The organism is Bacillus sp. FSL R5-0416 (assembly GCF_037975425.1).
GTDB classification, from domain to species: Bacteria; Bacillota; Bacilli; order Bacillales; family Bacillaceae; genus Bacillus; species Bacillus subtilis.
The window spans coordinates 816,753-843,114 of the sequence record NZ_CP150252.1; the positions used below are offsets into that span (position 1 = coordinate 816,753).

Here is a 26,362-nt window from a genome sequence, read left to right on the forward strand (position 1 = left end):
ATATGAAAAAATCTATAATCCTATTGATTTTACTATTGATCTTTATGCAGGGTGATATCAGGCAGGCGGCTGCGCCGCGCCTGCCGGACGGGCCGATAGAAATTGTTGTCCCTGCCGAACCTTCTGGCGGCTGGGATGTCACAGCGCAGGCGATCCAATCAGTTTTGAGGCAGAAGCAGATCGTGAAGGGAGATGTTCATATCGTCTATAAATCCGGCGGCGGGGGAGAGAAAGGCTGGAAATATGTCAACAAAAGCAGCAAACAAACCATCAGCATGACGTCCAGCCTAATATTGAGCAATGATCTTCTCGGGCAAAGTAAATTAAAAATGTCCGATTTTACGCCGCTCGCCATTCTCTCCAAGGAATGGCAGACGGTTGCATTGCCAAAAGGATCAGCGTTAACAAATGGCAAGGATGTGCTGAATGAGATCAACATGCATCCCGGCAAGGTGAGAATCGGCTTTGCCCCGGGGTTTGGCAATGATGATCAGCTCTCGTTCGTCAGAGCGGCAGATATGTACGGCATTGACCCGTTTGACATTCAATTCTCACAGTATGACAGCAGCGAACAGCTCATTCAGGCGCTGATCAGACATGAGATAGAAGCGGCTTCCATGACACTTTCTGAAGCGAAACCATATGAACGAAACGGCGATATCACGTTAGCCGCTGTAACGTCTGATAAAAGGCTTCCCGGTTTTCCAAATGTACCGACGTGGAAGGAGCAGGGAATCCCGTTTGTTTTTTCTCATTGGAGAGGGATTTTGGGCCCGAAAAATATGTCTGAGGAAGAGATTTCTTACTGGGATCAAGCGCTAAAGAAGGTCACCTCTTCACCTGAATGGAAGCGGAAAATAAACGAACAGGACTGGGAAAGCTTTTATTTGAACAGCAGGGAAACGAAACGGTTTTTAGAAGAGCAATCTGCTTTTTATCAAAGCATCATGACAGGAAATTAAGATCCCGGCACCCGGGATCTTTTTCATGCCGAAAATTGATCAAAAAGAACAAAACGGTTTTAAAAAATTAAAAATACAAAAAAAACAAATTATTTACTTGCGGTTGGTTTTCCCATACGATGGCAAAAAGGTAAGACAAAAAGGGGAGTAAGGGAGAAAAAATGTAAGCGGATTCATTTAAGGGGGAATGGATGTGTTAGCAATCTTAGGCTTTCTCATGATGCTTGTGTTTATGGCATTGATCATGACAAAACGGCTTTCTGTTTTAACAGCATTAGTTTTGACGCCGATTGTGTTTGCGCTTATCGCCGGATTTGGATTTACTGAAGTTGGGGACATGATGATTTCGGGGATTCAGCAAGTCGCGCCGACTGCGGTCATGATTATGTTTGCGATCTTATATTTTGGAATTATGATTGATACAGGCCTGTTTGATCCAATGGTTGGCAAAATTTTAAACATGGTCAAAGGAGACCCTTTAAAAATTGTTGTCGGGACAGCGGTTCTTACAATGCTCGTCGCCTTGGACGGAGATGGCTCGACAACGTACATGATTACGACAAGCGCCATGCTTCCGCTCTATTTGCTGCTAGGCATCCGGCCAATTATCTTGGCAGGAATCGCGGGAGTCGGCATGGGAATCATGAACACGATTCCATGGGGCGGTGCGACGCCGAGGGCGGCGAGTGCGCTGGGAGTTGATCCAGCTGAGCTAACAGGGCCGATGATTCCTGTCATTGCAAGCGGGATGCTTTGTATGGTGGCGGTTGCGTATGTGCTTGGAAAAGCGGAACGAAAGCGCCTTGGTGTGATTGAACTGAAACAGCCAGCTAATGCCAATGAACCGGCGGCAGCGGTTGAAGATGAGTGGAAGCGGCCGAAGCTTTGGTGGTTCAATTTATTGTTAACGCTTTCTTTAATAGGATGTTTAGTATCGGGTAAAGTCAGTTTAACCGTACTGTTTGTCATTGCGTTTTGTATTGCACTGATTGTGAATTATCCCAATCTCGAGCATCAGAGACAGCGCATCGCGGCGCATTCCAGCAACGTGCTGGCTATCGGTTCAATGATTTTTGCCGCGGGGGTGTTCACGGGGATTTTGACAGGCACGAAAATGGTTGATGAAATGGCGATCTCACTCGTGTCCATGATACCGGAACAAATGGGCGGATTGATCCCAGCGATTGTTGCCTTAACAAGCGGTATTTTCACATTTTTGATGCCGAATGACGCGTATTTCTACGGGGTGCTGCCGATTTTATCAGAAACAGCTGTCGCATACGGTGTGGATAAAGTGGAAATTGCCAGAGCCTCTATTATCGGCCAGCCGATTCATATGCTGAGTCCGCTTGTGCCATCCACTCATTTGCTTGTCGGACTCGTCGGAGTTTCTATTGATGACCATCAAAAATTCGCATTGAAATGGGCGGTTCTCGCAGTGATCGTCATGACGGCTATCGCTCTATTGATCGGTGCGATCTCTATTTCCGTATGATAATTCAGGCGTAATGACACACACTAACGGCATATAACATTCCGGAGGTGTCATTATGAGTGATCCTTATATGCCGCTGACTTCAGTCAGAAGCGGAACGGGGTTCGAAGCGGCAAAAGGGGTGCACGGCCTGACTGTGCAAATTGCGAATGTCTATTTTATTCAGCTGCCTTCTGAACCTCACTCATTTGTTTTAATTGATGCCGGCATGCCTCAATCAGCCGGCATGATTGTCAATGAAGCCAAACAAAGATTCGGTGAAGGGTTTCAGCTGAAGGCGATTATCCTCACACACGGGCACTTTGACCATATTGGGGCAATCGAAGAGATCCTTGAGCATTGGGATGTGCCTGTTTATGTCCATTCTCGGGAAATGCCCTATGTAACAGGTAAAGAGGATTATCCTCCGGCTCGTCCTGACAGCAAGAGCGGGCTGGTCGCCAAGCTGTCGCCGCTGTTTCCGCGGCACTCCATCGATATTTCCTCACATGTCCAGGCACTGCCGGAAGACGGTTCAGTCCCTTTTCTTGACGAGTGGATGTGGATTGCGACACCAGGACACACGCCGGGCCATATTTCGTTATTCCGCGATGACGGCCGCGTGCTTGTTGCAGGTGATGCTGTTATTACAGTGGAACAGGAGAAAATGGCTGACGTCTTAATACAAAAACAGGAGCTTCACGGTCCGCCGGCTTATTTCACGCCTGACACAGAGACGGCCGCTGAGTCCATTCTGAAGCTGGCCGGTCTTGAACCGGAAGCGTTATTGACAGGGCACGGCATACCGATGACCGGCAAAAACTTTCGAAGTGACTTAACTGAATTGGCAAATCGATTATCGTCTATTTGACACCCGCATTACGCGGGTGTTTTTTATTGTTTTCCAGGAAGTTGCAGAAAAATCATTTGTCTTGCCGCTTAAAAACGATACAATGAAAAGCATGAAGTGATGTGAAGGGGAGAGTTTGTTGGAAGAAAAAGAAATACTCTGGAACGAAGCGAAAGCATTTATTGCCGCATGCTATCAGGAATTGGGAAAGGAGGAGGAAGTGAAAGACCGTCTCGAGGACATTAAAAGCGAAATTGACCTGACCGGAAGCTATGTACATACGAAGGAAGAGCTGGAGCACGGAGCGAAAATGGCTTGGAGAAACAGCAACCGCTGCATCGGCAGATTGTTCTGGAATTCGCTGAATGTTATTGACAGACGAGACGTCCGGACGAAGGAGGAAGTGCGTGACGCCCTCTTTCACCATATTGAAACCGCCACCAATAACGGGAAAATCAGACCGACCATTACGATTTTCCCTTCGGAAGAGAAGGGTGAAAAGCAAGTCGAGATCTGGAATCATCAGCTGATCCGGTACGCTGGATATGAGTCAGACGGAGAAAGAATCGGAGACCCGGCTTCCTGTTCCCTGACAGCAGCCTGCGAAGAGCTCGGCTGGCGCGGAGAACGAACGGATTTTGACCTGCTACCGCTCATTTTTCGCATGAAAGGAGACGAACAGCCTGTCTGGTATGAGCTGCCGCGTTCACTTGTGATCGAGGTTCCAATCATACATCCGGACATCGAGGCGTTTTCTGATTTGGAGCTGAAGTGGTACGGCGTGCCTATCATCTCTGATATGAAGCTTGAGGTCGGGGGCATTCATTATAATGCCGCGCCATTTAACGGCTGGTATATGGGCACGGAGATCGGAGCGAGAAACCTCGCAGATGAAAAGCGGTACGACAAGCTGAAAAAAGTAGCGTCCGTGATCGGCATCGCCGCTGATTACAATACGGATTTATGGAAGGATCAAGCGCTAGTTGAATTGAATAAAGCAGTGCTGCACTCGTATAAAAAGCAGGGTGTCAGCATCGTTGACCATCATACAGCGGCAAGCCAGTTTAAACGGTTTGAAGAACAGGAGGAAGAAGCGGGCAGAAAGCTGACGGGGGACTGGACGTGGCTGATTCCGCCAATTTCACCCGCTGCCACTCATATCTTCCACCGATCCTATGATAACTCAATCGTTAAGCCGAATTACTTTTATCAAGATAAGCCTTATGAGTAAACAATAGAAAATCGATGATGGCCTTCAAGGCTGCGGGATTCAGTCACAGAGATGTCGGTAACCTTTGAGAAAGGGCTTCCGTTCTTTACAGCCTCAACAAACGATTGCAGGGCGTTTTCCGGACCCTCTGCCAAAATCTCGACACGCCCGTCATCACGGTTTTTGACCCAGCCGGCCAGTTTTCGCTTATCAGCTTCCATTTGAACAAAATAGCGAAAGCCCACACCTTGAACCCGGCCGTTTACAATGATTCGGTATTGAAGCATGTAAAAACCACCTTTTCTTTTTATGATAATCAATCATTTTACAACCTGTAAAGGGGATGTGTTTGTATGAAACCAGAGCGCTATTCAGTTCTTTCTCTTAATCTGGGAAAACCGCAGACGCTTGAATATGACGGAAAGAAAATCGAAACCGGCATCATGAAGCGGCCGGCTGAATCAGCCGTCATGCTGTATCGGGAGAATTTTGAAGGAGACGGACAGGCGGACCTCGTCAACCACGGCGGACCTGATAAGGCTGTCTGTGTCTACCCGGCGGAGCATTATCCGTTTTGGGAAGAGTTCCTCTCAAGACCGCTGTCAAATGCCGCATTTGGAGAAAATTTGACGGTCGCGGGCCTGACTGAGGAGAATGTTTGCATCGGGGATGTGTTCAGGCTTGATGAAGCTGTTGTTCAGGTCAGCCAGCCGCGCCAGCCGTGTGTAAAGCTGGCGAAAAAGTTTGGTGTAAAAGAAATGGTGCTGAAGGTCCAGCAAACCGGCTATACAGGGTTTTATTTTCGCGTGCTGGAGGAGGGCAGGGTGTCTCCCGGCGCGAACCTTGAATTGCTGTCCAGAGGAGAGAAGGGCATCTCCGTCCAGTTCGCCAACCGCATCAACTACCATGATGCAAAAAATCTCACCGCCATTGAACTGATTTTAAGTGAGGCTGCACTATCGGAAAGCTGGAGAGCGTCCTTTATGAAAAAAAAGGACAGGCTGCTGCCGGTTGAATAGAAAAAAGCCGCGCATATCAACGTGCGCGGCTTTGCCATATTTAAGATTGTTTTTTCTTTGTTTCAAGCAGGTTGGCAAGAAAATAGGTTTTATAGCTTTGAAGCTTTCTTCCCTCATGGTGCGTGATCCCCTGCTTTTTTAGTTCTGCCACATACCAGCCTTTACTGCCGTAATGCATGTCAGAAAACTCCTTTCCCTATCTGATTTCGAAACGATTGGCATTGTAACATCTATAAAAAGATGCTGAAAAGAGATGCGGGGAAAACTGAGCCTTTCGCACTAGATGTACGAATGTTCTTCTGTATGTATATGCGGAGCAAAAGCCGAATATGATTTAATGGCCGGTTAGTTTGATCATGACAACGCCAAATGTCATAATGGCGAAAACAATGCCGATATATGTGAGCATCCCGTTTTTTTTCTTAACGCCGTAAACGGTCATAATGATGCCTTCAATGAAAAAAATGATGCCGAAAATAATAAACCACATGCAGATAAAGGCTCCTTTCACAGACATAATAGTAGTGTAGCATATCTGAAAGAGCCGGGCTGTGACAATATCAAGAAAGCCGGGCGCATACCGCCCGGCTCATGTTTTATTGTTTATCAACCAGTTTGACCAGAAGCTGTGCCAAATGTTCTTTCTCATCTTCGTCTGCAACGCTCCAAAGCTCTTGCAGCAGCATTTCTTCACCGTTTTGCGGCTCTTCATGCTTTGCGAGGTAGTCTCCCAGGATCGCAGCGCTTTTCACAAGCTTGCCGTCATCCAATCCCAGCTTTTTGCCTCGGTTGACTTGTTTTTTCAGGTAGCCTTTAAATTCCTCAAAGTCTTTTAAAATGTCTTCTTTTATTGTGCCATGCATCGCGTTCATTTCGTTTTCAATTTGGATTTTTTCTTGATCTCTGTGCATTGCAAGACCTCCTCGTGCAGAATAATGATGTTTTACCTGCTATTGGAGGAGGTTAAACCTGCCGGAAGCCTGGAATGTGTTTTACAGTTTTGTCAGGATAATCGGTTCATCTTTTGTGATGACGATCGTGTGTTCAACTTGGGCAACCATGCTTTTATCCGGCGTCTTGAACGTCCAGCCGTCTCCAGCTTCAACAATCGTTTCTGCTTTCGTTGAAATAAACGGTTCAAGCGCGATGACTGTGCCATTTTTGAACAGTGCGTTATCAAACGGATCATAATAGTTCATGATGTGGTTCGGCGCTTCATGCAGGCTTCGGCCGATTCCGTGGCCGGTCAGGGTTTTGATGACGGTAAAGCCTTGAGAGCGTGCTTCATGATAAACGGCTCTTCCGATCTGGTTTTGGCGCTTGCCCGCTTTTGCCTGCTGAAGCCCCTTTTGAAATGCGTTTTCCGCGCATTGGCAAAGCTTATGAAGGCGTTCTTCTCCTTCACCGAGCACAAATGAGATGCCTGTGTCGGAATAGAAGCCGCCAAATTCAGCGGAGATGTCGATGTTGACAAGGTCCCCTGCTTTTAAAATTTTGGATGTGCTTGGTATGCCGTGAGCCACTTCATCATTTACGCTGATGCATGTCACACCTGGAAAATCGTATTCCTTCTCAGGAGCTGAAACGGCGCCGTGCTCATCAAGCACAGCTTTTCCGATAAGGTCAAGGTCTTTTGTGCTCATGCCGGGCTCTGCCTTCCGCTTCATTTCTTCACGCGCAAGCGCGACGATTCTTCCGATTTTTTTCAGGCCTTCTAATTCTTGATCGTTTGTTACAATCATCTGTCATTCCCGCTTTCTTTTTAAATAATCTAGATTAAGCTTACCACAACTGTCTTAAAAATAGGAAACACACGGGCCTGGGAAAAAAGAAATACCCCCGGGAAAATTGGTATAGATCACTAGATATCTTATATGGTATATTTGAAAAAAAAGGGTATGAGGGGGATGGGTATGCTTTCATTTTTACAAAAACTCGGGAAGTCATTTATGCTCCCGATTGCGGTTCTGCCTGCGGTTGGAATTATCCTTGCGCTTGGCAGAGAGGATGTATTTAATATCCCGTTTGTCTATCAGGCGGGGACGGCGGTTTTTGATCATCTGCCGCTTATTTTTGCGATCGGAATTGCCATCGGCATTTCAAAAGACAGCAATGGGGCCGCGGGTTTATCAGGGGCGATATCGTATCTGATGCTTGACGCGGCAACAAAGACAATTGATAAAACAAATAACATGGCGGTGTTTGGGGGAATTATTGCCGGTTTAATTGCCGGTTACACCTATAACCGCTTCAAGGATACCAAGCTGCCTGAATATCTCGGGTTCTTCAGTGGCAGACGGCTTGTGCCGATTTTAACAGCCATTATTACGATCATTTTAGCGGGCATATTCGGAGTCGTCTGGCCGCCGATTCAATCGTGTATAAACTCGTTTGGAGAGTGGATGCTCGGGCTCGGCGGCATCGGGGCAGGCATATTCGGCCTATTCAACAGGCTGTTAATTCCGCTTGGCCTTCACCATGTGCTGAACAATATTTTCTGGTTCCAATTCGGAGAATATAACGGAGTGACAGGGGATCTGGCGCGCTTTTTCGCGAAAGATCCGACAGCGGGCACATATATGACCGGATTCTTCCCAATCATGATGTTCGGTCTTCCGGCGGCTTGTCTGGCTATGGTTGTGACTGCGAAGCCGTCTAAACGGAAAGCGACGGCTGGAATGATGATTGGATTTGCTTTAACAGCGTTTATCACAGGGATTACGGAGCCGATTGAGTTTGCATTTATGTTTTTATCTCCGCTTTTATACGCTGTTCACGCGGTCTTAACCGGGTTATCTTTATTTATCGTCAACTGGCTCGGCATCCGTTCAGGCTTTTCTTTTTCAGCTGGAGCTATCGATTATGTGCTCAGCTATGGAATCGCAGAAAAACCGCTGCTTCTGCTTTTGGTAGGTATATGCTATGCGGCAGTATACTTTATCGTGTTTTATGTACTGATTAAGGCTTTGAATTTAAAAACGCCTGGACGGGAAGACGATGATGTGGATGAAGTGCTGGATGAAAATACTGTCCAGGATGTAAATGAAAACATCATGCTGAAAGGGCTCGGCGGAAAAGAAAACCTTCAAACCATTGATCATTGCGCCACAAGGCTGCGACTGACTGTGAAGGATACCGCTTTGGTGGATGAAGCGCTGCTAAAGAAAGCAGGCGCAAAAGGGGTTGTCAAATCAGGCGGGCAATCGGTTCAAGTCATTATTGGCCCGAATGTGGAATTTGCGGCGGAAGAATTGAGGGCTGCTGTCAAATAAAAAAGCGGAGAGGGCAACCTCTCCGCTTTTTCTTATTTATCTTCGTTATCCTTTGACGTTTCGGAAGAATCTTCGTCATGTTTTGTGTAATCATAATCAGAAGGATTCACCTTCTTAAAACCTTTCGGCTCGTAGAACCGCAGCAGGTCTCCGTTTATGATTTTATCGGACATTTCAAGTTCCTTCTTGACGAGCGAGTCTTCTGACTTGTCGACTTCGGATTCATCGAGTTCTTTACCGGTTTTCGTGTCGTAATACTTACCGGATATTTTCGTGTACTTCGGTGAAATAAAGTCTCCGTTTCGGAACGGAATTACTTCACGGTGTTCTTTCGATAAAATATCAGAACCGGACATCAGATAGTCCTTCGTATCCACTCCGAGCAGATGCAGAATGGTAGGAGCCACATCAACGTCTCCGGCATATTTATGAACTTTCTCGCCCTTCACGCCGGCAGCGTGGATAAAGAGCGGCACCCGTTGAAGCTGGGCGTTGTCGTAATCAGTGATTTCATCTTTGCCAAGCACTTTCGCCATCGCTTTATTGTGGTTTTCAGAGATGCCGTAGTGGTCTCCGTACATCACAATAATCGATTTATCATATAACCCGTCTTTTTTCAGATCATTGAAGAATTGTTCAATGGACTGATCAAGGTAATGGGCTGACTGGAAGTAGTTATCGACGACAGAGTCACCAAAGTCTCCAGCCGGGAAGTCTGTATCCCCCTCATCCATTCCGAATGGGAAGTGGTTAGACAGGGTAATGAACTTCGTATAGAACGGCTGCGGCAGGCTTTCCAGCAGCGGCATTGATTCTTTGAAGAACGGTTTGTCTTTCATGCCGTAGTTTTTCGTGTTTTCTTCGTTCATGTCATAGTAAGCAGAATCAAAGAATTTATCAATGCCTTCCGCTTTGTACATTTCGTTACGGTTCCAGAACGTCTGCGTGTTCCCGTGGAAAGTAGCAGATGTGTAATTCTTAGACTTCAGAATCGCCGGAACGGATTGCAGCGTGTTTTGCGCTTTGTTTACGAAAACTGAACCTTGAGCCAGCGGGTACAGAGAGTTTTCCATCATAAATTCAGCATCAGATGTTTTACCTTGTCCCGTTTGGTGGAAAAAGTTATCAAAGTAGAACGTTTCGTTATCATGTGCCAGTTTATTTAAGAACGGTGTCACTTCTTTGCCGTCAATTTTATAGTCGATGATAAATGACTGCAAAGATTCAAGTGAAACGTAAATGACGTTTTTTCCTTCCGCTTTGCCGAAATACACGTTATTCGGCACATCGTAATTGGCTTTCATGTAGTTTTCCACTTCCGTCACGTCGCTGGAATCGGCAAGCGCGCGCTGGCTGTTGGACTTGATATTCTGTACAGCGTCATAAATCGTGAAATTGTATGTTCCCAAGTATTTCACAAGATAGTTCCGGTCGAATGATCTTGTCAGCAATTCAGGACGGTCTGATTCCGCAACTGCCAGGTTGATCAAGAACACAAGAATTGAAGACGCAAAAATAATTCGGAACGATTTTTTGCTTGACGTTTCGGCAGGCTTGTTTACTTTGATCGCCAAGATGATCAGGATGATCGTATCGATAAAGTAAAAGGCGTCAGTCGGTCTCATCAGCGAAAATGCGCTGTCACCGAGTTGGCCGCCGTTTGTTTTAGCCTGCATAATGACCGGAATTGTAATAAAATCATTGAAAAATCTGTAGTACACAATGTTTGCGTACAGTAAAAAAGACATTAAAAAATGAATCACTATAATGGCTGTCTGCTGTAATTTTTTCTTGAACAAGAGTCCAAAGCCAAGAAAGAACAAGCTTGAGCTAAGAGGATTCACAAAAAGCAATATTTTTTGTATCGTGTTGTCTATTCCTAAGTTGAAGTTCAGGACATAACCGACATACGTTTTGATCCATAACAGGACGACCGCAATTAAGAAGAAGGCCAGTCCTCTTTCTTTTATAAATGTTTTCATTGTTACACTCCTTTTTTCCGATCCAGTTCGAGCGAAACGATAGAAAAAACGAACGTATCCAATATAACACGAATCAGCAGATTAGAAAAGTGAAAATCGTATGATGGAGAAAGTGGCGAAAAACGCCGTCGAATCAACGTTTCGCTTTGATATTACCAAATGTAAAACAAGGTATCTTTCTAGAAATAAAGGAATAAAATGGTACGTTGAGAATTGTATGATAAAATATAAGGTATAGATAAAAAGAGGTGAAATGATGGATTTTTCCCATATTGTGTCTGAAGATAAAATTAAGCGCGCCATCAAAGACGGGGACTTTCAAAACCTCCCGGGAATGGGGAAGCCGCTGCCGAAGGATGACGCGGCACACTTGCCGGAATCGCTGCGCATGGGCTATCGTATTTTGAAAAACGCGGGAATGGCAGAGGACGAGGGCGCGCTCAAAAAAGAGCTTATGACCATCGACCATTTAATCGAAAAGTGCTATGACGAAAAAGAACGCGAGCAATTAATCAGAAAAAAATCTGAAAAGCAATTGCTGCTTGATAAGCTTGTCGACAAAAAAGGCATGTTTTCAAAGCCAGCATCCGCTTTTTATAAGAATAAAGTATATGACCGGCTTGGACGAAACAGACCTTCTTCCAGCTGATTTGTCTTTTCTGCAGGATGGCGATTGATAAAAGCCATCCTTTTTATGTTCCAAGTTCTATGTCAAAAGGTTTATGTTTTTCCATCTATGGGAAATGATTCATAAACGAAAAAAGGGTGATGGGATGGAACGACTATTAGTATGGATAGAGCATATATCTGATTGGCTGTGGGGTCCGCCGCTAATCATCCTGCTGACGGGGACGGGGTTGTATTTCACTATTTTGCTGAAAGGTTTTCAATTTCGCTATCCTTTATACATTTTCAAACAGACAATCGGCAGCGTAGGAAAAAAACCGAAGGGAGAGGGCACAGTCACACCGCTTCAGGCATTGACCTCAGCCCTCAGTTCAACGATCGGTGCAGCGAACATTGTCGGTGTGCCCGCCGCTATTATGTTTGGAGGACCAGGAGCGGTTTTTTGGATGTGGCTGATTGCCTTATTTGCCATGGCGATTAAGTTTTCTGAAAGTGTTCTTGCTGTTCATTACAGAGAAAAAAATGAGCAGGGTGAATACGTCGGGGGACCGATGTATTACATAACAAAAGGGCTGCGCATGAAATGGCTCGGCGTATTCTTCTCTGTTGCGCTGATTGTGGAGCTGATCCCCAGCATTATGGTTCAGGGAAATTCGGTTTCAGTCTCGCTTGCTGAGACGTTTTCTTTCAATAAAATATACGCAGGAATCGGAATTGCGTTTTTGATTGGGTTAGTGGTGATAGGAGGGGTAAAGCGGATCGGAAAAGTAACAGAGTTTGTCGTGCCTCTTATGGCAGGGGCATACGCAGGTGCCGGTCTCCTAATTGTTCTCATGAATCTATCATCAGTGCCGGCGTTTTTCTCTCTCGTTTTTTCAAATGCGTTTACCTCTTCTTCAGCAGTTGGAGGGTTCGCAGGTGCTGCGTTGGCGGAAACCGTTCGCTGGGGATTTGCCCGCGGGCTTTATTCTAATGAAGCCGGAATGGGAACAGCCCCGATTGCACATGCGGCAGCAATGACTGATCATCCTGTGCGGCAAGGGTTTTGGTCTGTGATCGGCATTGTCATTGACACCTTGATCATCTGCACGACCACCGCTTTTGTCGTTCTTGCATCTGGTGTCTGGACAGGGAAGAACGCCTCAATTGATCCGGCAGCACTGACGACGGCTGCATTTCAGCATTATTTCGGTTCTGGCGGAGGGTACTTCGTTTCGGTTTCCCTAGTCTTCTTTGTCGTATCAACCATTATGGTTGTCATTTTTTACGGCGTAAAGCAAGCTGAATTTCTGTTCGGGCGGCTGGCAGGACACGTGATTAAATTCGTTTATTTAGCGGCTATTATCATAGGTGCCGCAGGCGGAGCAAAAGCCATTTGGGGCTTTTTGGACTTAGCATTGGCTTTTATTCTCGTCCCAAATGTGATTGCGCTGTTGTTATTGAGCAGAAAGGTAAAAGCGCTGTACACCGAATTCTTTACATCTGAACAGTACTACCTGAAAGATATAAGAAAAACAAAACAGAATCCTGTTTATCAAACAAAAGAAGCTAAAAACTCCTAGTGCTTTGCTTTGGCGCCGAACAACGCTTTGCTTTTTATGATCAAATAAATGAGTAAAGGCAGCAAAAGAGAAATCACTACATTAATGATTGGTTTGATTCTGTTAAAGTCGATTAGCTGATTTGTATTTAAAAAGAACCAAAAGCTGCATACGACTGAGAACATGCCGGTTGGTGTATACATGGCTTTCGGGTCGATTTTTGAGTGTAAAAACGAAAGGCCGTATACCACGATATATAGGGAACCTGCTATCTTCACCATAATGACCGGAATCCAAAAAGCCGCGATGACCAGGTCTGAGCGATCCAGAAAATCCGTAATGCGGATCTGCCTGATGACCATATAAGCAGGATCAAAGAAAGTAGATGTCAGGTTGGGACCAAAGACAGAAATTGAAGAAAATAACATCACGGCCAGCAATAAAGCACCCAGCAGTATCGCGAAAATGGTGTATTTTAGCGGGACGCTCTGGTTTGAGAAGAGAAGCGGAAGGATAATCAATTCCCCCATTGTCCCAAACGCGTAATAGCCTGATTGAAGATATGGGATTAGACCTTCAAAAACAGGCGTCAAGTTTTGAAGCTCAATTTGTGTGGCCAGCGTGAATGGAAGGAACAAGACCAGGGTGCCGAATGGAAATAAGAATATCTGCGCCATTCTGGTCAATGTTTCTTTTCCCTCTCTGGCAATACAGATCGCCACAAAGATAATAACACCGCCCAGAACAGCCATTGGTGTTCTCGGGAGAAATAAAATGTTAATCAAATTGATGAAAAAACGTATATCATGAGCATTGATTAACAGGAAATACAAAGAAAACAGTAAAATGATAATCCGGCCTGCGATTGGTGAGGAATCGCTCAGCAGCTCATAGATATTTTTATCCTGATGCTTTTTCATCAGCCTATGCATGAGCCAGAGTGCCGGAATCACGATGACAACGCCGAGGATGTAGCTGTGCCAGGCATTTTGTTTTGCTGATTCGATCATGAGAATCGGAGCATGCTTTAATCCGACCGCTAACGTATACAGAGCTCCGAAAAATAATCCTTGGTATGCAGAGGTCTTGTCCATAAAGCACATCCTTTCTGTCATGTTCAAAACGGAATATATTTAAACAGGTGCCCCAGCCGCGGAAGCAGGGGATTCACTCTCATATAAATCCATAGAAAAGCACTTCCTGCAATTAGCAGGCTGAAGGCCCATTTTGTTAGATTGTTAGCGGAACGAAAATTCTTCCATTCATATGCGTATATGGCAATGCACACAATCAATGTCTGTACGATATAGCTGATCATGCTGACGCACCTCCATTAATGGCTGATCGTTTTGTATAGGACACCGCCCTGCTCAATCGTCACAATTGGGACGACGTGAACCTCCATATCCTTATATACCTCTTCCCATTCCTTTTTCAGCAGATTCTTCGTGGTTGCCGTGCTTCTGATGGTCCTGTCTTGAAAGCCGGCCGGGTCCGCCTTTAGCTTTTGCAAACGATGAACGGTGCTGATCACGTCCTTCTTTATGGTTCTGTTTAATGCTTTTTGAATGATGTAATACTGGTCAGTTTCTCTCGTCTCATAGGTTGATTGGTTTTCCATAATAATTCCTTTGGCTCTGATCTCGATTGTCATTGACAGCTTTCCGTTTTTTTCAGCGGCATGAAAGGATGCATTGGACTTTTGAAGCTGAATGGATGCTTGTCCCATTTGATTCGGCAGGTCTACTATGAATTCTGGCTGGCGGGCTTGATTAAGCAACATCAGGGCTGCTGTCATGTGTTCATCTTTGAAAATATCCATCAATCTGTCCTTTTTAAAGATCGCAAGCCCGTCAATTTTCAAATTAGATTTGCCTTTCCCTCCAGGTTTTGTTTTAGATGCAGAGATGACCGGTGCATACGGATCACTGCCTATTTCTACTAGATCAGACATGAATCTGCTTAAAAAAACGGGGCGGCTCGTTGCGATAATGGCCAGCTCCCGAATCATTTCCGCCGGAAACTGTTCAAGCTGAACATCGGTGTTTAAAATGTCCCGCGCTTCTCCCCGGCTGACTAAAATGAGCGCCGTTAATCTGTTCTGCGGATTTCGCGTTAAAATATCAAAGACTGGGGCAACGCCGTCTCTCGCCATATCCTCTCCAATAATGACTGTACGTCTGTGGGACGTATTGATTGTCCGTGACAAGGAGGTTTGCAGCTTGTTGTTTGCTTCTCTGATCGTAGTGCCGGAAGCTGAATCAACATACCATGTTTTTGAACCGGCAGTTCCGCCGCCGCCCCCTGTTTGTCCGCCTAATTGACCGACCAAGGGAATCTGCATGGCCACTCGATACTGATCTTTTTTCTTATCAATGGCTGAGCTGACAACAAATGCAATGTCATTGATTTCTGTCCGGTCCCAGCACCCCGTTAGAAGGATACAAATGAGAAGCGGCAAAACACACTTATATATTGTTTTCTTCATCTTTTGGGTCCTCTCTTTTCGCTCCCTTCTGTCCGTTGCCGCGCGAATACGTGCCCGGCCTTCTGGTCATCGTCCACCAAGGCGCCCTGACAAAAATATCTTTTACTTCATCTCGTTTAAACGGAGAAATCCCGGATAAATAAGGAATGCCGAAAGATTGCAGCTTGCATAAATGAAGCACTAAGATAATCGTGCCGAGCATAATGCCGAATATCCCAAAAATACTTGCCAAAAACATAAGCGGGAAACGAAGCATCCTGATGGAGATAGCTAAGTTAAACCGCGGAATTGTAAATGACGCGATCCCTGTTAACGATACGATGATCACCATGGGGGCAGACACAATTCCCGCTTCAACAGCGGCTGTCCCAATGACTAGGGCCCCGAGAATACTGACGGTCTGGCCGATGGTTTTAGGCAGGCGCACTCCCGCCTCACGGAGAGCCTCAAAAGAAATTTCCATAATCAATGCTTCTATGATGGCGGGGAAAGGAATCGGTTCACGCGCGGAGGCCACACTGAACATTAAGTTTGTCGGCATTAAGTCCTGATGGTATGTAATAACGGCAACATAAATAGCCGGCAAATATAAAGCAACGAATAAAAACATATAGCGAAGCCAGCGGATTAAGTTAGACATCAAATAACGCTCATAGTAATCTTCACTGGCCTGCATAAGCTGCCAAAACGTAATCGGGCCTGTTAAGACAAAGGGCGTATTATCTGTGAAAATGGCAAATCGGCCTTCGAGAAGCTGGGCGGCGACGGTGTCCGGCCTTTCTGTGTATTGCAGCTGGGGGAATGGCGAGTACGTGTCGTCTTCGATAAATTCTTCAATATATCCGCTTTCTAAGACAGCATCAATCTTTATCTTTTTGATTCTTTTTTTTGCTTTGTCAATGACCTTTGGATCGGCAAGCCCGTCAATATAGGCCAAGACAACATCTGTTTTGGTTTTTGTGCCGATTTTAAATGAGATCATTTTAAGCTGAAACGTTTTGACGCGAAACCGCACAAGAGCGGTATTGACCCTGAGGCTTTCAGTGAAGCCCTCTCTTGACCCTCTGATGGTCGATTCTGTTATCGGCTCTTCAATGCTTCTTCTTTGTCCGCCTTTTATATTTAAGATCAGGCCTTTTGAGTGCCCGTCGGCAAATAAAACCGCGTTCCCCTCAATGATGGATGCAGCCACTTTACTCATACTCGTTTCTATTGCAACACTTGAAATTGATAGAGTATTTTGCAGCGCCTCTTCATGTTCATCTATTTGATCCGTCAAATGCATTAAGAAAGGGCGGAGGGCGTGATCCTGAATATGTTCAGATTTTACAATTCCTTCGATATAAACAATAAATCCGCACAGCCCGTTTCCAAAGTCAAATTGTCTAAATACGATGTCTGAGCAGCCTTCTGTTAATAAGATCAGATTATCGAGGTTTTCCTTCAAATTGAGAGAGATCGGTCTGTCCTGATTGTCTTCAAGCTCTTTGATGAGCTGAAGCGCTTTGTCGCGTTTATTCATAGAGACTCACCCTGCTTTTTAATGTCACAATAAGTGCTTGTGACTTTTAGGGTAACCTTGTCTGTTTCATATATTCCAGACTAGGATGAAAGCGCTATAAAAAAGTGTTGACTACCTGTATATACAGGAATACAATATGATTATAAGTTGTATATACAAGTTATAAAAACGGATACGGAGGGGTTGGCATGGGGGAACTGAACAAATCGGCACGTCAGATTGTCGAAGCAGTCGGCGGTGCTGAAAATATTGCAGCGGCAACTCATTGTGTTACACGTTTGCGTTTTGCTTTAATAGATGAAAGCAAGGTTGACCAAGAGATGCTTGATCAAATTGATGTGGTAAAGGGATCATTCTCGACAAACGGACAGTTTCAGGTCGTAATCGGCCAGGGAACTGTCAACAAAGTATATGCTGAACTGGTCAAGGAAACGGGAATTGGCGAGTCAACAAAGGATGAAGTGAAAAAGGCCTCAGAAAAAAATATGAATCCTTTGCAGCGTGCTGTGAAAACGCTTGCAGATATTTTTATTCCAATATTGCCTGCGATTGTCACGGCGGGTCTTTTAATGGGGATCAATAACATTTTAACGGCGGAAGGCATTTTCTTCAGCACAAAATCGATTGTGCAGGTTTATCCGCAGTGGGCGGATCTTGCTAATATGATTAACCTGATTGCAGGCACGGCCTTTACGTTTTTGCCTGCGTTAATCGGATGGTCTGCCGTCAAGCGGTTCGGCGGCAATCCGCTTCTCGGCATTGTGCTCGGAGTTATGCTCGTGCATCCTGATTTGCTGAATGCGTGGGGATATGGCGCGGCAGAACAAAGCGGAGAGATCCCGGTATGGAATCTATTCGGCCTAGAGGTGCAGAAAGTCGGCTATCAGGGCCAGGTACTCCCAATTTTGCTTGCTTCTTATATGCTGGCGAAGATTGAGGTATTTTTAACAAAACGCACACCTGAGGGCATACAGCTGCTCGTTGTCGCACCAATTACGCTTCTCTTAACAGGATTTGCCTCTTTTATCATTATCGGCCCGATTACATTTGCGATCGGTAATGTACTGACTTCAGGGCTTATCTCGGTGTTTGGTTCTTTTGCCGCACTGGGCGGTCTGTTATATGGCGGTTTCTACTCAGCGCTCGTGATTACCGGTATGCATCACACGTTTCTTGCAGTCGACCTGCAGCTCATCGGTTCAAAGCTCGGCGGCACCTTTTTATGGCCGATGCTGGCGCTTTCTAATATCGCACAAGGTTCGGCCGCTCTAGCCATGATGTTTATCGTGAAGGATGAGAAACAAAAAGGCCTCTCCCTCACATCAGGGATTTCTGCTTATCTTGGCATTACAGAGCCTGCCATCTTTGGGGTGAATCTGCGATACAGATTCCCGTTTATCATTGCAATGGTCAGCTCTGGCCTGGCCGGAATGTATATTTCTTCTCAAGGTGTGCTGGCAAGCTCCGTCGGTGTCGGCGGCGTGCCGGGGATTTTCTCAATCATGAGCCAGTACTGGGGCGCGTTTGCAATCGGGATGGCTATTGTATTGATCGTGCCGTTTGCCGGAACATACGCGTATGCGAGATTCAAACATAAATAACAAATGGGGAGCGGGACGTGTTGAACGTTCCCTTTTCCCGTTTTCAATTTAAATATGGTGGTGGAAACAGATGAAAACAGAACAAACGCCATGGTGGAAAAAAGCTGTGGTTTATCAAATTTATCCGAAAAGCTTTAACGATACGACAGGAAATGGTGTCGGCGATCTGAACGGCATTATTGAAAAGCTTGATTACTTAAAAACACTTCAGGTGGATGTGCTTTGGCTGACGCCGATTTATGATTCTCCGCAGCATGATAATGGGTACGATATTCGTGATTATTACTCGATTTATCCTGAATACGGAACGATGGAGGATTTTGAGCGGCTAGTGTCCGAAGCACATAAAAGAGACCTGAAAGTCGTCATGGATCTTGTTGTCAATCATACGTCAACAGAGCACAAATGGTTTCGCGAGGCGATCTCTTCAATAGACAGCCCGTACCGTGATTTTTATATATGGAAAGACCCGCAGGAAAACGGTTCTGTTCCGACGAACTGGGAATCGAAATTCGGCGGCTCGGCATGGGAGCTTGACGAAGCATCGGGCCAATACTATTTGCATCTGTTTGATGTGACGCAGGCTGATTTGAATTGGGAAAATGAAGAGGTCAGAAAGCATGTCTATGACATGATGCATTTTTGGTTTGAAAAGGGAATAGACGGCTTTAGGCTTGATGTCATCAACCTGATTTCTAAAGATCAGCGCTTTCCGAATGCGGAGGAAGGCGACGGCCGCTCTTTTTACACTGACGGGCCGCGGGTGCACGAATTTCTGCATGAAATGAACGAAAAGGTGTTTTCACATTACGACAGCATGACGGTCGGTGAGATGTCTTCAACAACCGTAGACCACTGCATCCGGTATACGAATCCTGACAATAAAGAACTTGATATGACATTCAGCTTCCATCATCTCAAGGTTGACTATCCTAACGGCGAAAAATGGGCCTTGGCGCCGTTTGATTTTTTGAAGCTGAAGGAGATCCTATCCGACTGGCAAACGGGGATGCACGCAGGAGGAGGATGGAACGCTCTGTTCTGGTGCAATCATGATCAGCCGCGCGTTGTATCAAGATATGGAGATGATGGCGCATATAGGGTGAAATCGGCGAAAATGCTTGCTACGGCCATTCATATGATGCAGGGCACGCCTTATATTTATCAGGGTGAGGAGCTGGGGATGACGAATCCGAAGTTCACTGACATAAGCTCCTATCGGGATGTCGAATCGCTGAACATGTATCACGCCTTTAAGGAAAAAGGAATGGCTGATCAAGAGATTACAGCCATTTTACAGGCGAAATCCCGTGACAATTCCAGAACCCCCGTTCAGTGGGATGCTACGGAAAATGGTGGTTTTACAACGGGCACACCATGGATACCGGTTGCAGGAAATTACCGGGAAATCAATGCTGAAGCGGCGCTGAGAGATCAGAATTCGGTGTTTTACCATTATCAAAAATTGATTCAGATTCGCAAAATGTATGACATTGTGACAGAGGGTACGTATGAGATAATTGCAAAGGATGACCCGAACATTTTTGCGTATCTCAGACACGGCAGCAATGAAAAGCTGCTCGTGATCAATAATTTTTACGGGACAGAGGCGGCCTTTACACTGCCGGACTCTTTAGCGCCTGACGAATGGAAGGCAGAGGTGCTGTTGACGAACGATGAAGCAAGGGAAGGGCTTCAGAACATGACGCTTCGCCCGTATGAGTCCATTGTTTATCGTTTAACGAAACCGTGTTAAACTAAGCTGGGTGGTCCATAATGAAGGTGAATAAATTCATCACAATTTATAAAGACATCGCACAGCAAATTGAAGGCGGCCGATGGAAAGCGGAGGAGATTCTTCCGTCTGAACATGAGTTGACCGCACAGTACGGTACATCAAGAGAAACGGTCCGAAAGGCGCTTCATATGCTCGCGCAAAACGGTTATATCCAGAAAATCAGGGGAAAAGGCTCCGTCGTGCTCAATCGTGAAAAAATGCAGTTTCCCGTTTCGGGCCTTGTCAGCTTCAAGGAGCTCGCGCAAACGCTTGGCAAAGAAACGAAAACAACTGTACACAAATTCGGGCTGGAGCCTCCGTCAGAGCTGATCCAAAAACAGCTCCGGGCCAATCTGGATGACGACATCTGGGAAGTCATCAGGTCTAGAAAGATTGACGGGGAACATGTGATTTTGGACAAGGATTACTTTTTCAGAAAGCATGTCCCTCACCTGACGAAAGAAATTTGTGAAAACTCCATTTATGAATATATAGAAGGAGAGCTCGGTCTTTCGATCAGTTACGCCCAAAAAGAAATTGTCGCCGAGCCGTGTACGGACGAGGACAGAGAGCTGCTCGATTTACGCGGCTATGACCATATGGTCGTGGTGAGAAACTACGTCTTTTTGGAGGATACCAGTTTGTTTCAATATACGGAAAGCAGACACCGTCTCGACAAATTCCGATTTGTTGATTTTGCGCGGCGGGGGAAATGAGAGAGGCGCCTGCCTGCGGCAGCGCGCTTTTTTGTTTGGTATCAAAATTGATACTATCCAACAAAAATGTGCGTACTTTTACTTTTTATCATAATGGCTACAATAGAGATGAGAGTAACCTAAAGGAGAGGTGTTTTACATGGCAGATCTAAAGAAACAAATTCTGGATGCATACAATTTCAGGCATGCGACTAAGGAATTTGACCCGAATAAAAAAGTGTCAGACAGCGATTTTGAATTTATTTTAGAAACAGGAAGACTGTCTCCGAGCTCACTCGGCCTTGAGCCTTGGAAATTTGTCGTCGTCCAAAATCCGGAGTTCCGCGAGAAGCTTCGTGAATACACATGGGGCGCGCAAAAGCAGCTGCCGACCGCAAGCCATTTCGTCCTGATTCTTGCGCGTACAGCGAAGGATATCAAATATAACGCGGACTACATCAAACGTCATTTAAAAGAAGTAAAACAAATGCCGCAAGACGTGTACGAAGGCTATTTAAGCAAAACAGAAGAATTCCAGAAAAACGATTTGCATTTGCTTGAAAGTGACAGAACATTGTTTGACTGGGCATCAAAACAAACCTATATCGCGCTTGGCAACATGATGACTGCCGCTGCGCAAATCGGTGTTGATTCCTGCCCGATAGAAGGCTTCCAGTACGATCACATTCACCGTATTCTTGAAGAAGAAGGCCTTCTGGAAAACGGAAGCTTCGATATTTCTGTGATGGTGGCATTTGGCTACCGAGTGAGAGACCCTCGTCCGAAAACAAGATCTGCTGTTGAAGATGTTGTGAAGTGGGTTTAAATAAAGAAAGCTGCTCGCTTAGCGAGCAGCTCTTTTTTATGCCTGATTCGCTCTATTCTGTTTTCTCCTCTGATGTAAGTACATTGCGGTGCCGAGTGCGCTGATCAGAAATCCGGCCAACAGGATCGAGTACATGGATGTGGCAGTGTCCGGAAGCAGGCCGCCAGCCGGACCGTCTGTTCCTGATCCGCCCGAACCGTTTCCTCCAGAGCCGTTAGTCGGTTGAGTGCCGGGAGGCGTATCATTTCCTCCGTTTCCGTCAGTTGGCTGTTTTCCGCCTGGTTTGTCGGAGCCGCCGCCATGATTGCCGTCATCACCGCCTGTCGGTTGATCTGACGGGAATGCAGGCGGTTTGTTGTTCTCTCCGGAATTTAAGATCGTGTATTCGCTGAAGTGGTTTGTATATCCTGTCACCATATCATCGTCGACTGATCCGTGATCTGTCTTTATGAAAGCTTTCTTTTTCCTGTCGACATGATAAATGGCAGGGTTATGGGCTTCTTCAATATCAAACATGCGAAGCGAAAGCTGAACGGGCTCCTTGAATGATTTTATTTCTTTTCCTTTTTGCATCACTGTAAAGTCATATACATCTGCCAGTGACACATCCAATTCTCCTGTCGACTTGATTCCGATTGCAGTGTCTGCTGATTTAAGGTTCGCCATTGGCATCTTCATGCTGTACCAGTAGTTGAACACCGTCAATGAAGGATCTGATTCTCTTTCTTTCAAAAGTTTGACCTGATCTTTTTTCATTTTAAGATTGATAGGCTTCTCTTGAGATCCTTCATGTGTTCCATAATAGACAAACGGCGTGTTGGCATTTTTAGCGTAAATCGCAAATTTGTCTTCATCAAGTGTCCAGCTGCCGTCCTTCTGCTTTGTCGGCAGGAATACTTCTTTGATCCGTCCTTCAAGCTTAGGAGAGACCTTGTTTCCTAGTTTTTTCAGCTGTTCGGTGAAAATCTCATAATCAACGTAGCCAAGGTCTTCACCATGGGAGGCTTCTGTAAAGACAGAATATCCGTCTCCTCCGGCACCGACAAAATTATTTGTTGCCACGCGGTAGGTATCATCCGTATTTATAGCAACTTTGTCTCCGTTAGGCGATTCAATTTTCACTTCTAACACACGGTGTCCAGGTTCGTTGTTTAATGTAAAGGTATATTCGATTCCGGCCACCTGAGGGAAAGCGCCGCCGCCATTTTCCACATTGCTTAAGCCTTGTTCAAGGGCTTCTTTAATTTGTTTTCCGGTTAAATCGGCCACGTAAAGCGTATTGCCGAACGGCATCACGTTGAGCACCTCGCCGAGTGTGATATCACCTTTGTCAATGCCGGCTCTGATGCCGCCGCCATTTGTTATCGCTATTCTGGCGCCGGCTGCTTCTTTCGCTTTTGCCAGCATACCGTCCGCAATGAAGTTTCCGAGATTTGTTTCCTTCGTGCGCACATGCTCACGCTGGCCGTCAAGCGCCACATCCGTGTAGCCGACTTTTTCATTTTTTACGTCTTCTAATTCATTTTTGAACTGATCGAGCTCTTGTTTTGCTTCTGGGTTTTCTTCTGTATGTTCATCAATTGGCAGCACGCTCAGATTTGATTTATCTGTTTGCACAACGCCTTTTTCATCAAACGCGACATCAACGCGCCCCAAGAATTGGCCGTATTCTTTTGCCTGCGCCACGATCGTCGGTTCTTCGCTGTTTACGACCTCCATTTTGTCAACGAGGGTGTGAGTGTGTCCGCCGATGATCAAGTCAATGCCTTTTACTTTTTTGGCTAGCTCAAGATCACGGTTATGACCGATATGGGTTAAAGCAATAATTTTATTTACCTGTTCTTCTTCCTGAATCGCTTTGACGGTGTTTTGTGCTGTTTCAAAGGCATCATTGAATACGATGCTTTTGCCCGGGCTTGATGTGGTGGCCGTATCTTCCGTTGTCAGGCCGAATACGGCGACTTTCTCCCCGTCAACGTCTAACAGAATGTAAGGGTGGATGCCGGCCTCTTTCTTTTCACCTGCGGTAAAGGTTTGCGGCTTTTTGACAAATGATTTCAGTTTGGGCTCATTTGACACATCTACGTTTGCGCTGACAATCGGAAATTCCGGCGCTTCAAAGTGATAGCGGTTCGCCGGATCAACGGTTGCGCTGTTTCCGCTTAGAAAATCAGAAAGCACTGTCGGGCCTTTATCAAATTCATGGTTCCCGAAGGTCATGGCGTCATAGCCCATCATGTTCATCATTTTCAGATCGGCCAAACCGTTCCATTTAGTAAAATACAGATCGCCGGAAAACACATCTCCCGCATCAAGGAGAATGTTGTGATTTGTTTCGCTGCGTACTTCGTTGATTTTCGTCATTCGTCTCGCTGCATCATCGAGATGTGCGTGCGTATCATTGGTGTGCATGACGGTCAGGTCCCACAGTCCGTCTTTAGGAGGATCTGGATTTGAATCATCATCGAATTGCAGCTTATACACACCATAGCCTTCATTCGCAGACTTGCCTACATAAGCGACGTCGTCTGCTTTATCGGCAAATGGCTTGGCCAAAAGCGAGGATTCAAACGTCAGATTCGTGCCGGAAACAGGCGCGATTGACCAGTTGTTGTCTGCCTTTGGATTGACTGTTTTTTGTTCAATAATGTAATCCATCAGCACCTGCCTATTTTCAACTGCAGAGCCGTGGACAATTTTATCGCTCGTCAGATGAGGGAACCCGCCGCCTCCGGACGCACGATAGTTATTGGTGACCACGAGAAATTCCTGGCTTGGGCTGATCGGCTTGCCTTCATAGGAAAGGTTGATGATCCGGGATGAATCCGCATTGATCACTTTTCCGTTCTCATTGTATTTAGCCGGTTTTGTCACATCGACCTGATATGTGACACCGTCAATCACGTCAAAATTATAGGAGCGGAAATTCTCGTTCAGCAAGGCCTGATCGCCGCCTTTGGCTGGATCAATTTGGTTGAATTGGCCTGCTGACATCTCCAGCCAGTCCTTCACTTCGCTGCCTGTCAGCTTGACGATTTGAACAGTATTATCGTAAAGGTACAAGTCACCGACATTTTTAATCGCAAGATCTCCGGCTGGAATGTTTGTATAGTAATTGGCTCCGTTTCTGCCGCCTGCTTTAAACGGCGCCCCCGCAGACAAAATTGGAAGGTCCTTGTACTCAGTATCCTTCATTTCTTTTTGGGCATACCATTTTTGCGCGTCAGTCACGATCTGAATGGAAGGATCATCTTTGACCTGTGCAAAGAAGCTGTTAATATCTGCTTCGGTTTTGCCGACTGGCTTTCGGACATACTCCAGTGTGTTTTGGTGTGTTTGCTGAATGGTGTTTGTAACGGTCTCGTTTCTTGATGTGACGTTGCCAGCAATAGATTCAATACTTCCTTTGGAATCTGCTACCTTCCATGAGCCGTCCGCCTTTTCAAGCTTGAGGTCAATCACGCCTAAATATTTGCCCCAGCTGCTTGGCATGACGACAGGAATGCCGTTTATTGTTCCCTTTTCCACATTGAACTGAGCAACACCCGCATACTCGGCGGAAGGAAAGAGTCCGTGCTGATGGCCCGAGATAATCGCGTCAATGCCTTTCGTTTTGGTGGCAAGGTCAAACACGGCGTTTTCTGCACCTGATGATTGTGACTGCTTTTCAATGCCGGTGTGGGCGAGGGCAATAATGACATCTGCGCCTTCCGCCTTCATTTTCGGGATCGTTTCATTGGCGGATTCTACGATATCCTGCACCTGAACCTGCCCCTCGAGATTCTTTTTGTCCCATGTCATGATTTGCGGCGGGACAAAGCCTATGTAACCGACTTTTACTTTCTGCTCATTACCGTTTTCATCAATGAGGTTTTTTTCATTAATCACATACGGCGTATAACGGTTTTTACCGCTAGTTGTTTTGACGTTGGCATTTACAATCGGGAAATCGGCTCCTTTGATTGTGCCGTCGAGAAAGTCGAGCCCGTAGTTGAATTCATGATTGCCAAGCGTTCCGGCGTCGTATTTCAGCGCATTCATGATGCTGATAATCGGATGGGTTTTCGTGCCGGAGATAATGTCGTCTTTTTGATATTTCACCGCGTATTCACCCAGCGGATTCCCTTGAATCAAGTCGCCGTTATCCACAAGCAGGGTGTTAGGGTTTTGCTCGCGGTGCTTTTGGATCAATTGCGCTGTTCTCGCCAGACCGAAATCCGCCGTTTCTTTGTCGCTGTAGTAATCGTAATCCATCATGTTGGCATGAATATCAGTCGTAGCCAAAATATTCAGATGCACCTGAGGAGCCGCGCTTTCTTCTGCATGAATGGGTGGTGTTGGGAGGATTAGGCTAAGTATCATAATTGGGGGCAAAAGAATACGGAGAATGTTTTCGACGTGTGTTCGTCTTTTCTGTATTCTCACCAGTTCTCCACCTTTCAACGAAATTTGTGTTACAGCTCCTATTGTAAGAATATTTTGTAACTATTTGTAGGTGTTTCTTTATGATTATTGT

At 45.8% G+C, this 26,362-nt stretch carries 25 protein-coding genes; 14 read left to right on the plus strand and 11 right to left on the minus strand.

The genetic code is table 11. The annotated features are described in order from the left end of the window. The first annotated feature begins 2 nt into the window (after positions 1 to 2). From NYE20_RS04195 to nosA, 5 genes are all read left to right on the plus strand, one after another. On the plus strand, positions 3 to 962 hold the full coding sequence (locus NYE20_RS04195) for a tripartite tricarboxylate transporter substrate binding protein (RefSeq protein ID WP_014479152.1): 960 nt from the start codon (positions 3 to 5) through the stop codon (positions 960 to 962). A gap of 25 nt (positions 963 to 987) precedes the next feature. Further along, positions 988 to 1,113 carry a hypothetical protein gene (locus NYE20_RS04200; protein ID WP_064671902.1) on the plus strand — a complete coding sequence of 42 codons (126 nt, stop codon included), beginning with the start codon at positions 988 to 990 and terminating at the stop codon, positions 1,111 to 1,113. Positions 1,114 to 1,155: 42 nt separating this feature from the next. Continuing rightward, positions 1,156 to 2,457: a citrate transporter CitM gene (citM, locus tag NYE20_RS04205; protein ID WP_161621422.1), complete on the plus strand. Its 1,302-nt coding sequence runs from the start codon at positions 1,156 to 1,158 to the stop codon at positions 2,455 to 2,457. A 55-nt stretch (positions 2,458 to 2,512) separates the two neighbouring features. Beyond that, positions 2,513 to 3,307, plus strand: a complete 795-nt coding sequence (locus NYE20_RS04210; protein ID WP_015383086.1) for an MBL fold metallo-hydrolase — start codon at positions 2,513 to 2,515, stop codon at positions 3,305 to 3,307. A gap of 118 nt (positions 3,308 to 3,425) precedes the next feature. Beyond that, positions 3,426 to 4,517, plus strand: coding sequence for a nitric oxide synthase (gene nosA, locus NYE20_RS04215; RefSeq protein WP_161621423.1), 1,092 nt, complete (start codon positions 3,426 to 3,428; stop codon positions 4,515 to 4,517). On the opposite strand, the gene NYE20_RS04220 is transcribed toward nosA, so the two are convergent. Next, complete coding sequence (locus tag NYE20_RS04220; RefSeq protein ID WP_003233709.1) at positions 4,508 to 4,783, minus strand: acylphosphatase; 276 nt, start codon at positions 4,781 to 4,783, stop codon at positions 4,508 to 4,510. The genes nosA and NYE20_RS04220 overlap by 10 nt on opposite strands. A gap of 66 nt (positions 4,784 to 4,849) precedes the next feature. Here NYE20_RS04220 and NYE20_RS04225 point away from each other — a divergent pair, with 66 nt between their 5' ends. Continuing rightward, positions 4,850 to 5,515: an MOSC domain-containing protein gene (locus NYE20_RS04225; protein ID WP_014479155.1), complete on the plus strand. Its 666-nt coding sequence runs from the start codon at positions 4,850 to 4,852 to the stop codon at positions 5,513 to 5,515. Positions 5,516 to 5,555: 40 nt separating this feature from the next. Here the strand turns inward: NYE20_RS04225 and NYE20_RS04230 are convergent, their stop codons facing one another. From NYE20_RS04230 to map, 4 genes are all read right to left on the minus strand, one after another. Continuing rightward, positions 5,556 to 5,693, minus strand: coding sequence for a YflJ family protein (locus NYE20_RS04230; RefSeq protein ID WP_003239885.1), 138 nt, complete (start codon positions 5,691 to 5,693; stop codon positions 5,556 to 5,558). Between the two features lie 156 nt (positions 5,694 to 5,849). After that, positions 5,850 to 6,005 (minus strand): hypothetical protein, encoded by a 156-nt coding sequence (locus NYE20_RS04235; RefSeq protein ID WP_003244572.1) that lies wholly within the window; start codon positions 6,003 to 6,005, stop codon positions 5,850 to 5,852. A gap of 106 nt (positions 6,006 to 6,111) precedes the next feature. Beyond that, positions 6,112 to 6,426 carry a DUF3243 domain-containing protein gene (locus NYE20_RS04240; RefSeq protein WP_029317494.1) on the minus strand — a complete coding sequence of 105 codons (315 nt, stop codon included), beginning with the start codon at positions 6,424 to 6,426 and terminating at the stop codon, positions 6,112 to 6,114. An 81-nt stretch (positions 6,427 to 6,507) separates the two neighbouring features. Next, positions 6,508 to 7,257 carry a type I methionyl aminopeptidase gene (gene map / locus NYE20_RS04245; protein ID WP_003233698.1) on the minus strand — a complete coding sequence of 250 codons (750 nt, stop codon included), beginning with the start codon at positions 7,255 to 7,257 and terminating at the stop codon, positions 6,508 to 6,510. A gap of 171 nt (positions 7,258 to 7,428) precedes the next feature. On the opposite strand from map, the gene nagE reads away from it, so the two are divergent. Further along, complete coding sequence (gene nagE / locus NYE20_RS04250; RefSeq protein ID WP_003243372.1) at positions 7,429 to 8,787, plus strand: N-acetylglucosamine-specific PTS transporter subunit IIBC; 1,359 nt, start codon at positions 7,429 to 7,431, stop codon at positions 8,785 to 8,787. A gap of 32 nt (positions 8,788 to 8,819) precedes the next feature. On the opposite strand, the gene ltaS is transcribed toward nagE, so the two are convergent. Beyond that, on the minus strand, positions 8,820 to 10,769 hold the full coding sequence (gene ltaS, locus NYE20_RS04255) for a lipoteichoic acid synthase (protein WP_003233694.1): 1,950 nt from the start codon (positions 10,767 to 10,769) through the stop codon (positions 8,820 to 8,822). A 100-nt stretch (positions 10,770 to 10,869) separates the two neighbouring features. Between ltaS and NYE20_RS04260 the strand changes: the two genes are divergently transcribed. The 3 genes from NYE20_RS04260 to NYE20_RS04270 all read left to right on the plus strand — a co-directional run bounded on the left by NYE20_RS04260 (position 10,870) and on the right by NYE20_RS04270 (position 12,958). Next, positions 10,870 to 11,007 carry a hypothetical protein gene (locus tag NYE20_RS04260; protein ID WP_021481208.1) on the plus strand — a complete coding sequence of 46 codons (138 nt, stop codon included), beginning with the start codon at positions 10,870 to 10,872 and terminating at the stop codon, positions 11,005 to 11,007. A gap of 18 nt (positions 11,008 to 11,025) precedes the next feature. Further along, on the plus strand, positions 11,026 to 11,418 hold the full coding sequence (locus NYE20_RS04265) for a DUF1992 domain-containing protein (RefSeq protein WP_003233692.1): 393 nt from the start codon (positions 11,026 to 11,028) through the stop codon (positions 11,416 to 11,418). A gap of 124 nt (positions 11,419 to 11,542) precedes the next feature. Beyond that, complete coding sequence (locus NYE20_RS04270; protein ID WP_015252561.1) at positions 11,543 to 12,958, plus strand: sodium:alanine symporter family protein; 1,416 nt, start codon at positions 11,543 to 11,545, stop codon at positions 12,956 to 12,958. Here the strand turns inward: NYE20_RS04270 and NYE20_RS04275 are convergent. The 4 genes from NYE20_RS04275 to NYE20_RS04290 are packed head-to-tail and all read right to left on the minus strand — an operon-like array spanning position 12,955 to position 16,947. Beyond that, positions 12,955 to 14,031, minus strand: a complete 1,077-nt coding sequence (locus NYE20_RS04275) for an endospore germination permease (RefSeq protein WP_041851179.1) — start codon at positions 14,029 to 14,031, stop codon at positions 12,955 to 12,957. The two genes, NYE20_RS04270 and NYE20_RS04275, sit on opposite strands and share 4 nt — an antisense overlap. Positions 14,032 to 14,054: 23 nt before the next feature. Then, positions 14,055 to 14,255 (minus strand): hypothetical protein, encoded by a 201-nt coding sequence (locus NYE20_RS04280; protein WP_003233686.1) that lies wholly within the window; start codon positions 14,253 to 14,255, stop codon positions 14,055 to 14,057. A gap of 15 nt (positions 14,256 to 14,270) precedes the next feature. Further along, positions 14,271 to 15,425, minus strand: a complete 1,155-nt coding sequence (locus tag NYE20_RS04285; RefSeq protein ID WP_041851178.1) for a Ger(x)C family spore germination protein — start codon at positions 15,423 to 15,425, stop codon at positions 14,271 to 14,273. Next, positions 15,406 to 16,947 carry a spore germination protein gene (locus NYE20_RS04290; RefSeq protein WP_339184609.1) on the minus strand — a complete coding sequence of 514 codons (1,542 nt, stop codon included), beginning with the start codon at positions 16,945 to 16,947 and terminating at the stop codon, positions 15,406 to 15,408. The genes NYE20_RS04285 and NYE20_RS04290 overlap by 20 nt, the downstream gene beginning before the upstream one ends. A 188-nt stretch (positions 16,948 to 17,135) precedes the next feature. Here NYE20_RS04290 and treP point away from each other — a divergent pair, with 188 nt between their 5' ends. The 4 genes from treP (at position 17,136) to NYE20_RS04310 (ending at position 21,846) form a co-directional block, all read left to right on the plus strand. Next, positions 17,136 to 18,548: a PTS system trehalose-specific EIIBC component gene (treP, locus tag NYE20_RS04295; protein ID WP_003233682.1), complete on the plus strand. Its 1,413-nt coding sequence runs from the start codon at positions 17,136 to 17,138 to the stop codon at positions 18,546 to 18,548. A 70-nt stretch (positions 18,549 to 18,618) separates the two neighbouring features. Then, a complete protein-coding gene (gene treC, locus NYE20_RS04300; protein WP_049140621.1) occupies positions 18,619 to 20,304 on the plus strand; it encodes an alpha,alpha-phosphotrehalase in 1,686 nt (561 codons plus the stop codon). A gap of 20 nt (positions 20,305 to 20,324) precedes the next feature. Continuing rightward, entirely contained in the window at positions 20,325 to 21,041 is a 717-nt protein-coding gene (treR, locus tag NYE20_RS04305; RefSeq protein ID WP_003233679.1) for a trehalose operon repressor, read from the plus strand. Positions 21,042 to 21,180: 139 nt separating this feature from the next. Then, a complete protein-coding gene (locus tag NYE20_RS04310) occupies positions 21,181 to 21,846 on the plus strand; it encodes an NAD(P)H-dependent oxidoreductase (protein ID WP_014476144.1) in 666 nt (221 codons plus the stop codon). A gap of 36 nt (positions 21,847 to 21,882) precedes the next feature. On the opposite strand, the gene NYE20_RS04315 is transcribed toward NYE20_RS04310, so the two are convergent. Further along, positions 21,883 to 26,271 (minus strand): multifunctional 2',3'-cyclic-nucleotide 2'-phosphodiesterase/3'-nucleotidase/5'-nucleotidase, encoded by a 4,389-nt coding sequence (locus NYE20_RS04315; protein WP_339184612.1) that lies wholly within the window; start codon positions 26,269 to 26,271, stop codon positions 21,883 to 21,885. Positions 26,272 to 26,362: the final 91 nt, after the last annotated feature.

What these genes read in the sequence shown, in the direction of transcription:
- NYE20_RS04240 (WP_029317494.1), bottom strand. Translation starts at nt 6,426, where the DNA reads ATGCACAGAGATCAAGAAAAAATCCAAATTGAAAACGAAATGAACGCG.
- NYE20_RS04235 (WP_003244572.1), bottom strand. Translation starts at nt 6,005, where the DNA reads ATGTGGTTTATTATTTTCGGCATCATTTTTTTCATTGAAGGCATCATT.
- NYE20_RS04200 (WP_064671902.1), top strand. Translation starts at nt 988, where the DNA reads ATGCCGAAAATTGATCAAAAAGAACAAAACGGTTTTAAAAAATTAAAA.
- treR (WP_003233679.1), top strand. Translation starts at nt 20,325, where the DNA reads ATGAAGGTGAATAAATTCATCACAATTTATAAAGACATCGCACAGCAA.
- map (WP_003233698.1), bottom strand. Translation starts at nt 7,257, where the DNA reads ATGATTGTAACAAACGATCAAGAATTAGAAGGCCTGAAAAAAATCGGA.
- NYE20_RS04265 (WP_003233692.1), top strand. Translation starts at nt 11,026, where the DNA reads ATGGATTTTTCCCATATTGTGTCTGAAGATAAAATTAAGCGCGCCATC.
- NYE20_RS04220 (WP_003233709.1), bottom strand. Translation starts at nt 4,783, where the DNA reads ATGCTTCAATACCGAATCATTGTAAACGGCCGGGTTCAAGGTGTGGGC.
- NYE20_RS04230 (WP_003239885.1), bottom strand. Translation starts at nt 5,693, where the DNA reads ATGCATTACGGCAGTAAAGGCTGGTATGTGGCAGAACTAAAAAAGCAG.
- NYE20_RS04310 (WP_014476144.1), top strand. Translation starts at nt 21,181, where the DNA reads ATGGCAGATCTAAAGAAACAAATTCTGGATGCATACAATTTCAGGCAT.
- nagE (WP_003243372.1), top strand. Translation starts at nt 7,429, where the DNA reads ATGCTTTCATTTTTACAAAAACTCGGGAAGTCATTTATGCTCCCGATT.
- NYE20_RS04210 (WP_015383086.1), top strand. Translation starts at nt 2,513, where the DNA reads ATGAGTGATCCTTATATGCCGCTGACTTCAGTCAGAAGCGGAACGGGG.
- NYE20_RS04270 (WP_015252561.1), top strand. Translation starts at nt 11,543, where the DNA reads ATGGAACGACTATTAGTATGGATAGAGCATATATCTGATTGGCTGTGG.
- NYE20_RS04285 (WP_041851178.1), bottom strand. Translation starts at nt 15,425, where the DNA reads ATGAAGAAAACAATATATAAGTGTGTTTTGCCGCTTCTCATTTGTATC.
- treP (WP_003233682.1), top strand. Translation starts at nt 17,136, where the DNA reads ATGGGGGAACTGAACAAATCGGCACGTCAGATTGTCGAAGCAGTCGGC.
- NYE20_RS04290 (WP_339184609.1), bottom strand. Translation starts at nt 16,947, where the DNA reads ATGAATAAACGCGACAAAGCGCTTCAGCTCATCAAAGAGCTTGAAGAC.
- treC (WP_049140621.1), top strand. Translation starts at nt 18,619, where the DNA reads ATGAAAACAGAACAAACGCCATGGTGGAAAAAAGCTGTGGTTTATCAA.
- NYE20_RS04225 (WP_014479155.1), top strand. Translation starts at nt 4,850, where the DNA reads ATGAAACCAGAGCGCTATTCAGTTCTTTCTCTTAATCTGGGAAAACCG.
- ltaS (WP_003233694.1), bottom strand. Translation starts at nt 10,769, where the DNA reads ATGAAAACATTTATAAAAGAAAGAGGACTGGCCTTCTTCTTAATTGCG.
- NYE20_RS04195 (WP_014479152.1), top strand. Translation starts at nt 3, where the DNA reads ATGAAAAAATCTATAATCCTATTGATTTTACTATTGATCTTTATGCAG.
- NYE20_RS04280 (WP_003233686.1), bottom strand. Translation starts at nt 14,255, where the DNA reads ATGATCAGCTATATCGTACAGACATTGATTGTGTGCATTGCCATATAC.
- NYE20_RS04275 (WP_041851179.1), bottom strand. Translation starts at nt 14,031, where the DNA reads ATGGACAAGACCTCTGCATACCAAGGATTATTTTTCGGAGCTCTGTAT.
- NYE20_RS04260 (WP_021481208.1), top strand. Translation starts at nt 10,870, where the DNA reads ATGATGGAGAAAGTGGCGAAAAACGCCGTCGAATCAACGTTTCGCTTT.